This is a genomic window from Streptomyces sp. NPDC002125 (assembly GCF_053593715.1).
Genome location: NZ_JBSFDD010000005.1, coordinates 276720 through 290203, shown reverse-complemented (window position 1 = coordinate 290203; position 13484 = coordinate 276720). Strand labels below are relative to the sequence as shown.

Sequence of the window (13484 nt, the reverse complement as noted above, 5' to 3'; positions counted from 1 at the left end):
GAGGGCGTGGCTGGCGGTCTCGTGACGTGACCGGCCCCCGGGCCGGTCTCAGCGCTGAGAAGACCGGCTGATGTCCGACAGGAACGCTGTCCAGCTAGGGGCGGTGAATCCGAGGACCCCGGTCTGGGGGTCCTTGGAATCCCGCACCGCCACGGTGTTGCGTCCCGCAGCCTTGATCTCGACGCAATCCCCGTTAACAGCGGAATAGGACGACTTGGTCCATTCTGTCAGCTTGCCATGCTTCATCAGCATGCCTCCGATGATCGAGCGGCCGTTGAGCCCTGTGTCTTAGTCGCTGCGAGTCAGCGACTCCAGGGGCGACGCTACGCTGAGACATCATCGAAGGTGAGCGCCGTTCACCCCTTTGGGTGAATCATTCTTTGGGGACCTTCCTGGCAAGTGCTGTGCAGGCGTATATTGCGCCCTTCCATTTCGTTCGTGCCGTAACAATTGCTTATGCGTGGCAACTCTCGGCAGCCGCGACGATGAAGTCGCGTGACTGTTCCGCGCTCAGGGCCTTGGCCCGCAGGTGCTCGTACATCACCGCGTAGCTCTGGACGTCATTGGCCTTCTCCAGGTACAGGTCGCTCGTGACTCCCTCCAAGTAGACGACGCTGGCGTCCATCGCCTCCTGGAACTCGAGGATGGCGAACTTTCCGTACATGCCGGGGTGCGCGCCCACGTCGTACGGGAGCACCTGAAGGGTCACGTGCGGGAGCTCGCTGAGTTCGGCGAGATGCAGCAACTGGGCCTGCATCGTCTGCGGATTGCCGACGATCCGCCGCAGCAGCGCCTCGTCGATCACCGCCCAGAAGCGCAACGGGTTGACCGGATCGGTGAGGCGGTCCTGGCGCTTGAGGCGGATCTGGATGCGCTTGTCGATCTCGCTGGGCGTGGCTTCGGGCCACATCCCCTCGATGACCGCCTGGGCGTACTCGCGTGTCTGCAACAGACCGGGAACGATCAGCGACTCGTAGACCCGGAGTGACGCCGCGTCCGTCTCCAGCCCGATGTACACGCTGTACGGGATGTCGCCGAAGGCGTGCCACCAGCCCTGCTGGCGGGAGTCCTTGGCCATCTGCATGAGCGAGTCGACGACCCGGTGGTCCTCGACCTCGTACACCCCGCAGAGATCGCGCACGTCGCGCTGGCTGATGGAACGCCGGCCGTTCTCCAGGCGGCTGATCTTCGACTGGGAGACGAGCAGGCGCTCCGCGACCTCCTCGGCCGTCATGCCCTTGATCTCACGGAGGCGGCGCAGTTCCTGGCCCAGCCGGCGTCGCCTGACTGTGGGATTGACGTTGGTCGGCACGGGGACGGCACCTCCGGCTATGCAGCTGTTGTAGCTGTGCGTATCTGCTTGCTCAGCAGATTGCCACCCGGGGCACCGGCCGCGCTGGGAAATGGCCACACGCGATCAGCGCACGCAACAGCGCGGGGCAGCCGGTGGATCCGGCTGCCCCGCGCCTGGTGCGGCTCCCGAACCGGGTCATGGGGACGTCGGTGCGGCGGTATTCGGTACTCCGCGCAACTGTCCGCGCGGTCGTGCTGTCAGTGGACCGAGGTGTGCGCCATGCTTCCGCGTCGCGCTTGCGCTTGCGGCTGCAACGGCACACCTGCCGCCTGCTGATTGCGGCGCGGCTGGACGGCCACACCGTTCTGGACGTCCATCACGGCATGCGCCACGAGACCGCCCATCGGGTCGTGTCTGATCAGGTCCCGGAGCCGGGAGCGCGAAGAGCGCCCCTCGTTCCCGGGGTACAGGTGCTTGCCGAGTCCGACCGCGTGGGCCAGTGCGGCGAGCGCCGCGGTCCGCGGGTCCGGCGGTACACCGGTGCGGATCGCACTGTCCAGCCGGGCTCTGATGTCCCGGCTGATCGCCGTGTCCGTCGCCTGGTAGCGAGTCGTCGGCAGCACTCCGCACATCTGGCCCGCCACGGCATGAACCATGCCGCACCGCTCCAGATGGGCGAGATAGATCTGGCGAAGTCCCAGTCGGGGCCCGCCGATCCAGTGGACCGCCCGAACCGGACTGCCACGACGGCGCAGCAGTTCCAGTGCGGAGTCCAGAGTTGGATCTCCTGTCGGCCGTGGCATCACCACGGCGATACGATCCCCGTCAGGGGCTATCCGTCCTGCCAGAGCCAGCTCTACTAGCTGTGCCCCGGCCAGGCCGAGGTCGAGCGACTGCGGCTGCGCTGTGGTACCCGTGGTCGGGTCCAGAGCGAGCAGCAGAAGCTCCTCCGGAATTGTTCTGCGGCTCCTGCCCATCCATGCCTCCCCGCGTGGATGAATGACAGGGTGACCCCTCTCACATTGGTCTGTCGAGAGTGCCTGGGTGCTTTGTAAGGGAACCGTTAGGTATGTCGTTCTCGTCTAGCGGCTCGGCCAGGGGTTCACACAGGACACTGGTACATGGTTCGGACAGTGCGGGCTAGTCCCCGCGGCTCATCAAGGAGGTATCGGTGGCGGGCGAGTCCCCCGACAGGTCGGAGCAGCGGAAGTCGTCGGGGACGGCTTCGGGGACGGCCGAGGAACGCGATCCGCGTCTCGCCGTCCTCCGTGAACCGGTCGCCTCGGCGGGCGGGAGTACGGCGGGCGGGGCGACGGACGCCGCGAAGGACGACGCGACGGCGGTCTTCCGTCTGCCGCGCTCCGAGGAGTTCGGGGCGCCCGAGGGTGCTCAGGGGGTCCGGGAGGGCGCAGAGGGGGCCTCTGAGGGCCCCGTGGAGGCTCCGGAGGCCGACGAGGCGGAGGGAGCGCCCGCGACGGCGGACGCGGCGCCAGCGGGCGCGGACGCGGTGGACGTGACCGCGGAGGCGGGTGACGGCGGGGAGGCCGGTTCGCAGCCGGACGCGGAGCCGGACGCGGGGGCGGAGGCGGACGTGAGGGCGGACGCCGAGCCGCAGGCCGCTTCCGACGCCGATGCCGAGCCCGCTGCGGGTGCCGACGCTGACGCGTCCGAGTCCGACGCGCCCGAGCCCGGCGCTGAGCCGGACGAGCAGCCCGAGGCCGGTTCCGCTTCCCCCTCCGGTTCCGCGCCGACCGACTCCCGGCTGCGGGCCGCTGTCGCGGCATGGGTCGCGACCGGGGACGATGCCGAAGAAGCAGGTCAGGGCGGTAGGGCCGACGGCGGGAGCAAGGCTGCCGAGGGCGACGGCAAGGCGGCCGACGCCGTCGTCGACGCTCCGTCGGACGCCGAGAGCGAAGACCCGGCCGACGACGCCGCGGCCGACGCGGTCCCGGCCGGCGAGGACGACGCACCGGCCGGCACCACCCCCGCCGGAAGCGGCGGCGCCCCGGCCGAGGCCCCGCGCATCCCGAAGACCCGCGAGGAGTCCTCGGCGCAGGACGAGACGGCCAAGGCCGACAAGGCCGACAAGGCCGATAACACGGCTGAGACCGACACGTCCGACTCGGTCGACGAGAGCGATGCAGCGGTCGACGCCGGCAAGCCGAGCGTCGACGACAAGGCGGCTGCCCCCGCCGCGCGGGGCGAGGCCGAGCTCTCCGACGAGGCCGAGCCCGAGAGTGACCAGCGAGGAATCGATCATCCGACCACGGTCTTCAAGGCGCTCCGGCCCCAGCAGGTCGACCAGCCCACGACCGCGCTGAAGATCCCCCCGAAGGAGAGCGCCTCGAAGGGGAGCGCCTCGAAGGAGAGCGCCCCGGAGGAGAGCACCCGGAAGCCCACCTGGGCGGCCAAGAGCTCCGACGCCCCCGAGGCCCCCGCCGAGCGGACCAGCAAGTTCGTCCCGCTGCGCTCGGACGACGTACGCCCCGCGCCCGTCGTCGGCCCCACCGTGACCCCGGACGTCTCGGCGGCCCCCGGCACCCCCGGTGCCCCCGGGGCCGGGCTCACCGAGGCCGAGCGGACCAGGCAGCAGCCCATGCCGCCCAAGCCTCCGCTCGACCTGCTCGCCGAGCTCACGAACACCCCGCCGCCCCCGGAGACACCGGTCCGCACCGCTGTCCGGCGGGTCAAGATCTGGACGCCGCTGCTGTTGCTCGTCGTGATCATCTTTGCGATCGCGCAGGCGGTACGCCCGCTCCCCGAGCCCACGCTGACGCTCTCCGCCTCCCCGACGTACACCTTCGGCGGCGAGAAGCTGGACATGCCGTGGCCGGACGAGGGACAGGGTGCCGTCGAGGTCGAGGGCGTCGGCACCATCGGTTCGTACGGTGCGCAGAAGTCCGCGCCCATCGCGAGCGTCGCGAAGATCATGACGGCGTACGTGATCCTCCAGGGCCACCCGATCACCGGCAAGGAGAACGGTGACCAGATCGTGGTCGACGCGAAGGCCGGCGAGGAGGCCAACCGTCCGGACGAGTCGACGGCGTCCATCAAGGAGGGCCAGAAGTACACGGAGCGCCAGATGCTCCAGCTGCTGATGATCCCCTCCGGGAACAACGTGGCCCGACTGCTGGCCCGTTGGGACGCGACCACCGAGAAGGCGTTCGTCGAGAAGATGAACGCGGCGGCGAAGGACCTCGGGATGACGGACTCCGTGTACACGGACCCGAGCGGTCTCGAGTCCACCACCCGGTCCACCCCGGCCGACCAGCTCAAGCTGGCCAAGGCCGTCATGCAGAACGACGTGTTCCGCGAGATCGTGAACATGCCGCAGGCCGAGATCCCCGGCATCGGCAAGACGATCTACAACAACAACAACATCCTGCTCCAGCCGGGAGTCAGCGGTATCAAGACCGGCTCCTCGACCCCGGCGGGCGGCAACCTCGTCTGGACGGCCGAGACGGTCATCGACGGCAAGTCCCGCCGGATCATCGGCGCGGTCATGGGCGCCGATGTCGACGGCACCCTGGACGCCAAGCTCCAGCGCGCCCTGCAGAGCAGCCTCAAGCTGATCAAGGCCGCCCAGAAGGGCGTCGACTCCGCCACCGTCGTCAAGAAGGGGCAGGTCGTCGGTTACGTCGACAACGGCTTCGGCACCCGGACGCCCGTGGTCGCCACCAAGGACCTGAAGGCGGTCGGCTGGGGAGGGCTCGAGGTCGATCTCAAGATGACCGACGGCGGGCAGACCCCGGCGCAGCAGGCCGCGGCGGGCACCGTCGTGGGCGAGGTGACGGTCGGCACCGGCACGGGCAAGGTCACGGTCCCCGTCGCCCTCCAGAGCGGGATGACGGAGCCGGGCTTCGGCGACAAGTTCACCCGCATCACCTGACCGGCCCGCACGGCCCCTGCCCCTCCGGCCCCCGGAGGGGCAGGGGCCGTCGGCAGGTATGGGGCAGCGCGGGGAAAACACCGCGTGCTAGCGTCCCAGGGGCAACGAGTGGGCGCCGGGACGCGTCCTTCGGTACGGATGAGGCCGTGCGGTGCATCGACGGTTCGGCAGGCCCGGGCAAGGACGGGGAGAGTCGCAGTGACCACCGCTGAGCCGACACGGGCCAAGGACGGTCCGCTGACCGAAGGGGTCTCCCTCCGGATTCCGGCCCAGCCCGACAGGGGCGACAGCGGGCCGGACCGCTCGATACGGAGCCGGGTCCTGCGCCATCCCGTGCTGCTGACGGCCGCGATCGCCGCGGTCGCGCATCTGCTCTGGTTCTTCTTCTTCGCGAACAGCGGCGGCGACATCGCCGCCCAGGACGCCTGGGCCGAGTTCGTCGGCCGCCACCCGGGCACGGCGTACAACCTCGCCTGGTACGGGGGCATGCACCCCGTCTCGTACAGCGTGGTCTCGCCGTATCTGATGTCGGTGCTCGGGGTCCGTACGACGATGATGATCGCGGGCACAGTGTCCTCGGCGCTGACCGCGCTGATCCTGGTCAGGGTGCCCGCCGTCCGCAATCCCCTGGCGTGCGCGCTCGCCGGGGTCTTCGCGTACCTGTGCAACGCCCTGTCCGGGCGCGTGACGTTCGGGCTCGGCATGATGTTCGCCCTGGGAGCGGTGGCCGCGGTCTTCTGCTGGCCCCACCGCTGGCGCTACCGGCGCTGGGCGAAGGCCGTCGTCGCCGCACCGCTCGCCGCGCTGGCGACGGCGGGCAGTCCGGTGGCCGGGCTCTTCCTCGGCGTGGTCGCCGCCGCGCTCTTCCTGAACAAACGGCGCCCCGGGGCGTACGCCATCGGCCTGCCGCCGGTCGTGGTCGTGGTGCTGTCGGCGTGGCTGTTCCCCTTCTCCGGTACGCAGCCGATGTCGCTCGGGACCCTGTCCCTGCCGTTCGCCTTCGCCGTCCTGGTGTTCGTGCTCGTGCCCCGGGACTGGTACACCGTGCGCACGGCCGCCGCGGTGTACGGCGTCGGGACGCTCCTCACCTATGTGGTCGACTCGCAGATCGGCTCGAACGTCTCGCGCATGGCGATGCTGTTCGCCGGGGTCGTGCTGTTCGCCGCGCTCCCGTACACGGCACCGCGCACCCGCCGCTGGTACGCGCTGGTCATCGCCTTCGCCGGCCTGAACTTCTGGATCGGCTTCAAGGGCGTCGACGACATCGTCCGTACCGCCCCCACCGCCTCCTGGAACCGCGAGCTGGCCCCCCTGGTCAACCAGCTCCAGAAGGCCGGTGCGGAGCGGGGCCGGGTCGAGGTGGTCCCGGCCAGCAGCCACCGTGAGGCGTCGGCGCTCGACTCGTACGTGAATCTGGCGCGCGGCTGGAACAGACAGGCCGACATGAAGCGCAACCCGCTCTTCTACGACGACACCCTCGACGCCGTGAACTACCGGGAGTGGCTGGACCGCTGGGCCGTGCACTACGTGGTGCTGCCCACCGGGAAGCCGGACTCCGGGGCGGAGCAGGAGGCGGGGCTCGTCGAGAAGGGCCTGCCGTATCTGCGGGCGGTCTGGAGCGACGCCAACTGGAAGCTGTTCCGGGTCATGGACCCGGTGCCGCTCGCCGATCCGCCCGCGACGGTGGAGAAGGCGGGCGCCGACGAGCTGACGATCCGGGTGCGGTCGGCGGGCCGTGTCCTGATCCGCATCCCCTACTCCCGCTGGCTCGCCCTCGTGGACGGCGAGGGCAAGAGCGTGGAGCGTCCGCAGGAGACCGAGGAGTCCAAGAAGCGTTCGGCGGACGACGGGAACGCCCCCAAGGACTTCACCAACGCCCATGGCTGCCTGATCAAGGTGGACGAGGACGGCGACGGCGACGAGTGGACGGAACTCCTGGCCCCGCGCCCCGGGGTCTACCGGCTGGCGGCCCCCTATCAGCTCCAGCCGGGGACGCCGTGTCCGGAGGAACTTCGCTGATCGTGCGGTACCTCTCCCTCGGGGAGGGCGGCACTGGCAAGGTGTCCTGCCATGAGGTGCGAACAGTGCGGCACGGAACACATCGGCCGGCTGCCGGGCCTGGCCTGCCCCCGGTGCGGTTCCGTGGCGCGCTCGCCGGGAGGCAGCGGTTCCTGGATCGCGCGGGAGACGCTGATGGGCCGGGTCTCCGTGCTGCCCCGGCGACGGAAGGCACTGCTCGCGGCGGGGGTCGTGGTGGCCGTGGGGAGCCTGGCCACCGCCGTGTCCCTGCTCGCCACCGGAGCGGGGGAGGGCGCGGGGCGCCCCGAGGCCGCGGGCCGCGCGGGCGCCGTACCGGCACCGATCGGCGGCGGGGCACCCACCCGGATCGTCCCCGCAGACCCGGGGCTGCCCGGTGAGGCCCCGTCCGAGCCCCCTGCCCAGACGGGCCGTTACCGCTTCTCGGAGTGGGCCGGACCCGGCTGCACCACTGGCGGTTACGCGGAGCACGGGCGCTTCGAGAGCGGCGACGCGGGCTGGTACACGGTGGAGTCGGGCGGCTTCGAGGGCAGTTCGTGCGACGGGCGGTTCAGCGCCGTCCCCATGTCGGGGAGTCCGGCGGAGGAGCGGGGGAGCAGCGCCGTCTGGTCCTGGCGGCTCGGCGACGGGTTCCGCGAGTGCGCCCTGACGGTCTTCGTGCCCCGCAGCGTCCGCGACAAGGACGTGGCGGGCGACCCCTCCGTCTACCGGGTCCTCTCCGACCCGCACGACCCGGACTCCGCCTACACGGGCTTCTCGGTGCGCCAGCCCGAGCACCGGGGGAGCGCCGTCGCCGTCGGCACCTACCCGGTCAAGGGCGACACCTTTGCCGTGCATCTGACCGACCGGGGCCGGGACTGGGGCGACACGGCGCTGGTCGGCGCGCACCACGCGGCGGCGCAGGTCAAGGCGTCCTGCCGCTGACGCACCACGTCATGCGCGGAGGCGGTTCTCCGGCCGCCGTACGCCCGTCCGGTGGCCGCCCCCCCGGTGGCCGGAAAACGATGTGAAGCAGCTCTCATGCCGCATCTCGGCTGGTAACGTTCGGTACTTGACGGATCGTGGCTCAGGGGGGCAAGTGCAGATCCAGCTTCGTCTTGTGGACGCGAACGCGCACGACCTGGAGGCGCTCGAGGAGTGGCTCCGATCGGAACGCGCGCTGCGCCGTGTGCTGATCGCGCGCGAGCACGCGCCCACGCGCCCCGGCGACATGGGGCTGCTCATGGACTGCCTGCAGTTCACGATCGACTCGGGGCTCATCGGCGTACTGGCGCAGTCGATCATCGACTACTGGAGATCGGGGAACGACCCCCGCCCGGTGGAGGACAGGCCGGCGCTCCGGATCGAGCGCGTCGACGCTCCCGACGGCACGAGGACGGTGACCATCGAGGCGCGCGATCCCGAGACCGCCGAAGCCGCTCTTCGTGAACTGCGCGGTTCGCTGGAGTAGTTCATGACGACCGAGCTGCCCAGGGCCGACGCATCGCGAGCCGTTCTGATCGCGTCCGGCACCTTCACCGACGGCGCCTTCACCGATCTCGACGCGGTCGAGCGCACGGCCAAGCAGATCAGGGGTCTGCTGCGCGATCAGGACGTGTGGGGGATCAGCTTCGGCCACAGCGACTTGGTCATGGCGAACGACTGCACCCGCGAGGAACTGCTGGAAGTGGTCCGGGAGGCCTCCCAGGCGGCCGAGGACACCTTCGTCCTCTACTTCGCGGGTCACGGGGTCAACGGCAAGAGCCGGCTCCTGCTGCCGCTCCCGTACTCCAAGGCCGGCGAGCCGAGCACCATGCTCGACTTCGCCGAGCTGATGGAGGCGGTGAACTCGGGACGCGCGAAGAGCAAGATCGTGCTGATCGACTGCTGCCACGCCGGGCTGGCCATGGGCTCTCTGCCCTTCGAGCAGCACGTCGCCGGTGAACCGCCGGAGGGCTGCCATGTCATCGCGGCCTGCGAGGCGAACAGGACGGCCAAGTCGCCCCAGGGGCAGGAGTTCACGGCCTTCGGCCGCGCCCTCATCAGCTGCCTCGCGAAGGGCGGCCCCGCCGACCAGGAGTTCTGGAGCCCGGCGCAGCTCCTGGCCCGGATCACCGTGCTGCTCGAAGATGAGGGGTATCCCCCGCCGGTCACCAACAGCTCTCCGGTGGGCGAGCTGCCCTGGGTGAAGAACTGCGGGTACGTGGAGTCCTACGAGGCCGCCGAGCTCTCGGGGCCGCCGTCGAGCGATGGTGCCCGGGGCTCCTCGCGCGCCGAGAAGATCCGGTATCTGGGCCCGGACCCGCTGCCGATGCCGACTCCCTTCATCGGCCGCGACGAGCTGCTGGGCAAGGCCGGCCGGCTGGTGCGCACGGGCCGCGTCCTGCCCGTCACCGGCCCGGAGCAGGTGGGCAAGTCCGCCCTGCTCACCGCGCTCGTCGCGCAGTCGGACACCTGGAGCCAGCTGTCCCTCCCGCCCGTGGTGCTGGAGATCGAGCCCAGCTCGGCGGCCGAGAGACCCCTGATGGAGGCGATCGCGCGAGCGCTGCACCAGACCCTGGAGGACAGCGAGATCTCGGCGGTCTCCGAGCCCAGGACCGATCGCCTGCTCGACCTCGTGCTGCCCCGGCAGGTCAAGGGCAGGAGCCTGATCCTCGTGATCAAGGCCTCCCAGATCGATCTGGGCCGCACCGAACTCAAGCATGAGCTCGACGAGCTGCTCAGGCACGATGTCTTCAAGCGGGCCGCGGTCATCGTGGAGAGCACCGATCCCGTCGAGTTCGACGAGGGGCGCTGGCGCCCGCAGCCCTTCCCCGTACCCGCGCTGACCACACCCGACGCGCTGCGGCTGATCGGCGACTGGCTCACCGCGGAGAATCTCGTCACGGACGTCGAGGCGCTGCAACTCGTCAGCTACGACGAGATAGTCCGCCGCCCCGGGATCGTCGAGCGCGCCGTCCGTCTGGTGGCCAGTGACCACCGCGACGACGACTTCGACAGCTTCCTCGCAGGGCGTGACACGGCCTCCGGGGCGGCACAGGAAGTCCCGCCCGAGGACTTCGACAAGGCGCTGATGGAGGCCGCTGAGCCGACCATCGCCGGTGCACTGGAAAAGGCCTGGTCCATGCTGGAGAGTGCGGAGAGCACCGAGGCGCACGCCGTCCTCACCGTATGGGGCGTGATGAACGACCTGCCTCTGCCCGTCGACGTCCTGCAGGTGGTCGGCCTGCCCCACAACGTGCTGCGGGTGCTCTTCAACAAGGGCGTCCTCGTGCCATGGCGGCCGGCCGCCGACGCCGCACCCCCGGTGCCCTGCCTGGAGATCAGTCCGGTCAGCCGGGAGGCGCTCAGGTCCGAACTGCGTCGTACGGTGCGTTCCGCCGCCGAGACCGGAGTGAGCGGCGCGCTCGACGATCTCGACCAGCGGCTCACGGCGGCGTCCCGGCTGCTCGCGTCCGCGGTGCTGCCGGACGGGCGGGCCGACGGGTCCTCGGAAGAGGTGCCGCAGGTCATCGAGGTGCTGCGCAGGGCGACGGGATGGCTGGACTGCCATGTCCCCGACGCGCTGGCGGGGCTGCGCTATCTGCTCGGCCTGTACGTCAACAGCCAGTACACCGACGCGCTCCTGCTTCCGGTGGCGCAGACGATCGACGCGGCCCCGCCCGCCGGGCTGACGTCCGTCCCGCCGGACACGGCAGCCGTCCCGGTCACCTCCGAGGCGGGCGGCCCGGGGTCCTCCGCGAGCGGCGGGGACCTGCGGCCGTGGGAGCGCATCGGCGAGCTGTACGCCGCGGCCGGGCGCCTCAACCTCGCCTCCCGCGCCTCGGCGTCGGATCCCGAGTCGGGGACGAGGTTCCTCGCCGTCTTCGAGTACGCCGTGTCCCTGCTGGAGGCGTGCGGCGAGGCCACGCCCTGGCACGTGCTGCGCGCGGTCGACCAGTGCGGCTTCCACGGGGCGCGGCGGTACCGCGTGTTCGCGGAGATCGTCCCCGCCCGGGAGAGGCTGGCGCGGCAACTGGCGGCCGCCGTCGAGAACCGGGACGAATTCCGGCTGAACCACCTGCTCTGGTCCATCTCCTGGACGCTCAACACGGGCGCCGCCCAGGTCACGGCCGACGACAGGGAGGGCGCCGGCCGGACGCTCGTGCTGGTGGAGCGGCTCCTCGACGCGCTGCCCCCGGCGCCGGACGCACGGGCGCGCCAGACCCGGAACTGGCTCAACTACCGTCTGGCGGGGCTGCGCCGGGCGACGGCGGTGACGGCGGGCGAGCGGCGTCTGGCCCTGCGTTCGGCGTACGGCCTCGCACGCGAGAACACGCTGCTGGCTGTCGGGATGCCCGACCGTCTCCAGCAGTGGACGCACAACCTCCTGATGAGCGGGCACGCGTACGCGCAGGAGATCCGGGACGACCGGGAGCGTCTGGACCTCGCGGAGAAGACCATGTTCGCGCTGGAGGAGGCCTGGGGCCCCAGGGACGAGTGGGCGATGTCCCTGCTGTCCGAGGCCGTCGGCTTCCTGCGCCAGGTGCACTCGCGTCACGCCGACTCGGAGCTGCAGTACGCGGGCGCCCGGGAGGTGCTCGCCCTGCTTCAGAGCCGGGACACGGGGAACGCGGCGCAGACCGGTCCTGCCAGCGCCGTCGACGCGGATCACATGATCGAACTCGCCGAGGCCTACGCCTTCCTGGCCTATGCGCTGCGGGAGCGCAACGACCTGCCCGCGGCACGGCAGAACCTCCAGCGCGGTATCCACATCGCCCGTCAGGTGGCGAAGGCGTTCCCCTCCGGGCAGGTGTACAGGACCTGGCTCCGGCTGCTCCGTACCAAGCAGGACTGGTTCGGTGGCGGCCGGGGACGGACCCTGCTCCCGGAGTACGCCGCGGCCGTCGAGGAGGTCCGCGCCTGGCTGGAGAGCGGCCAGGAGGTGCGGTACGGCAACCAGCTGCTGGCCCTGCTGCACCTCTGGTGCCTGGACAGCGACTGGCGCAGGGAGGGCAGCCTCCCGGTCGCGGCGAAGTCGATGGCCCTGCACGCGCGATGGAACACGGGCCGCTCTCCCGAGCATGTGCGGGCGGACCAGGTGCACCGGCTCCGCTCCAAGACGCTCCAGGCCCACGAGCGGGTCTACGGCAAGACATGGGGGCTGTACGACGCCCGCTACAGGCTCACCCGTGAGTACCAGCACTGGACCGCGATCTTCGCCAAGCATCCGCAGGAGGTGGACCACGCGCCGGTGTGGCAGCTCCTGGACGAGGCGAAGGAGGCGTTCCCCCGGAACCAGGACGTCGACCGGGCCCGCGCCAAGTACCACCGGTACATCTGGGAGTACGGCGAGGCGGCGAAGCTGTACGCCAAGGTGGCCCGGGAGGAGCGGGACGGGGACCGCTTCCGCCGTGGTCTCATCGACGCCTCGGAGTGCCTGCTGAGCCAGGCGCTCCACGAGCCGGGGATGCCCGCCGAGGCCCGGGTGACCGCGCTGCGCACGGCGGCGGACTACCTCCAGCAGGTGGCCGGGCTCCACTCGCAGGCCCACCGGGTGTCGCTGCTGTCGGCGCGCATCGCCCTCGAACTGGACAGGCCGGTCGACTGGGATCTGGCCGACTCGAAGTTCTCCGAGCTCATCGGCGACGACTACGTCGGCAACATGGGCCGCCATCTGAACGAACGACGGAACGGGACGGCGGAGCCGGCGGGAGGGGAGCCCGGCGTCGAGGACACGGCCTACGCGGACACGGAGGAGTGGGACGACACCACGGACCCGTCCGATTCGTTCGCGGTCGACGACCTGCTGGAGGAGAACTTCACGGATACCGACGTCCTGAAGTCCCTGGGAAGTCTCTATCTGCGCCGTTCCATCCTCAGCGCGGAGCGGCGGGGGCAGAGGGAGGCCCTGGTCGACGCCTGGCGTGCGTACAACTGCTTCGACGGACGCAGGGTGATGGAGACGAGCCAGAGCAGGAGCGAGAAGGTCGACACCGCCTTCCTGCGGGGCCAGACCATCACCTGGGCCGCCGAACTCGCCGACTCGGCGGTGCCGTTCCCGGGCGAGAGCGGGCGGCGCGGCTGGCTGAACCTCGCGGAGTCCCGGCTGCACTCGGCTCGCAGCCGGAGCGCGGGCGGCTTCCACGAGCTGGTCTGCACATGGCACGAGCGCCTGATGAGCCTGAAGACCACCCTGAACGCCCGGTAGGCCCGGCAGTACCTTGTGCGCCGCGGAGGCCATCGGACGGGGTCCACGCCGGCAGCAATACCGGTCAGGGCGCCCGTCCGCCCGGCGCGGCAGGC

8 protein-coding genes are annotated in these 13484 nt (G+C 70.8%); 5 read left to right on the top strand and 3 right to left on the bottom strand.

Annotated features, from left to right (window positions below; genetic code table 11):
* Nucleotides 1–48: 48 nt before the first annotated feature.
* From ACWCQM_RS11990 to ACWCQM_RS11980, 3 genes are all read right to left on the bottom strand, one after another.
* A complete protein-coding gene (locus ACWCQM_RS11990; RefSeq protein ID WP_450915173.1) occupies nucleotides 49–252 on the bottom strand; it encodes a DUF397 domain-containing protein in 204 nt (67 codons plus the stop codon).
* Nucleotides 253–454: 202 nt separating this feature from the next.
* Nucleotides 455–1312: a helix-turn-helix domain-containing protein gene (locus tag ACWCQM_RS11985; protein ID WP_450915172.1), complete on the bottom strand. Its 858-nt coding sequence runs from the start codon at nucleotides 1310–1312 to the stop codon at nucleotides 455–457.
* A gap of 239 nt (nucleotides 1313–1551) precedes the next feature.
* Entirely contained in the window at nucleotides 1552–2271 is a 720-nt protein-coding gene (locus tag ACWCQM_RS11980; RefSeq protein WP_073753335.1) for a GOLPH3/VPS74 family protein, read from the bottom strand.
* A 194-nt stretch (nucleotides 2272–2465) separates the two neighbouring features.
* Here ACWCQM_RS11980 and ACWCQM_RS11975 point away from each other — a divergent pair, with 194 nt between their 5' ends.
* The 5 genes from ACWCQM_RS11975 (at nucleotide 2466) to ACWCQM_RS11955 (ending at nucleotide 13389) form a co-directional block, all read left to right on the top strand.
* Nucleotides 2466–5183 (top strand): serine hydrolase, encoded by a 2718-nt coding sequence (locus tag ACWCQM_RS11975; RefSeq protein ID WP_450915171.1) that lies wholly within the window; start codon nucleotides 2466–2468, stop codon nucleotides 5181–5183.
* A gap of 198 nt (nucleotides 5184–5381) precedes the next feature.
* A complete protein-coding gene (locus ACWCQM_RS11970; protein WP_450915170.1) occupies nucleotides 5382–7202 on the top strand; it encodes an MFS transporter in 1821 nt (606 codons plus the stop codon).
* A 51-nt stretch (nucleotides 7203–7253) separates the two neighbouring features.
* Nucleotides 7254–8144, top strand: a complete 891-nt coding sequence (locus ACWCQM_RS11965; protein ID WP_450915169.1) for an adhesin — start codon at nucleotides 7254–7256, stop codon at nucleotides 8142–8144.
* Between the two features lie 154 nt (nucleotides 8145–8298).
* Nucleotides 8299–8670: an effector-associated constant component EACC1 gene (locus ACWCQM_RS11960; protein ID WP_450915168.1), complete on the top strand. Its 372-nt coding sequence runs from the start codon at nucleotides 8299–8301 to the stop codon at nucleotides 8668–8670.
* A 3-nt stretch (nucleotides 8671–8673) separates the two neighbouring features.
* Nucleotides 8674–13389: a caspase, EACC1-associated type gene (locus ACWCQM_RS11955; RefSeq protein WP_450915167.1), complete on the top strand. Its 4716-nt coding sequence runs from the start codon at nucleotides 8674–8676 to the stop codon at nucleotides 13387–13389.
* Nucleotides 13390–13484 lie beyond the last annotated feature (95 nt).

What these genes read in the sequence shown, in the direction of transcription:
- ACWCQM_RS11980 (WP_073753335.1), bottom strand. Translation starts at nt 2,271, where the DNA reads ATGGGCAGGAGCCGCAGAACAATTCCGGAGGAGCTTCTGCTGCTCGCT.
- ACWCQM_RS11965 (WP_450915169.1), top strand. Translation starts at nt 7,254, where the DNA reads ATGAGGTGCGAACAGTGCGGCACGGAACACATCGGCCGGCTGCCGGGC.
- ACWCQM_RS11990 (WP_450915173.1), bottom strand. Translation starts at nt 252, where the DNA reads ATGCTGATGAAGCATGGCAAGCTGACAGAATGGACCAAGTCGTCCTAT.
- ACWCQM_RS11955 (WP_450915167.1), top strand. Translation starts at nt 8,674, where the DNA reads ATGACGACCGAGCTGCCCAGGGCCGACGCATCGCGAGCCGTTCTGATC.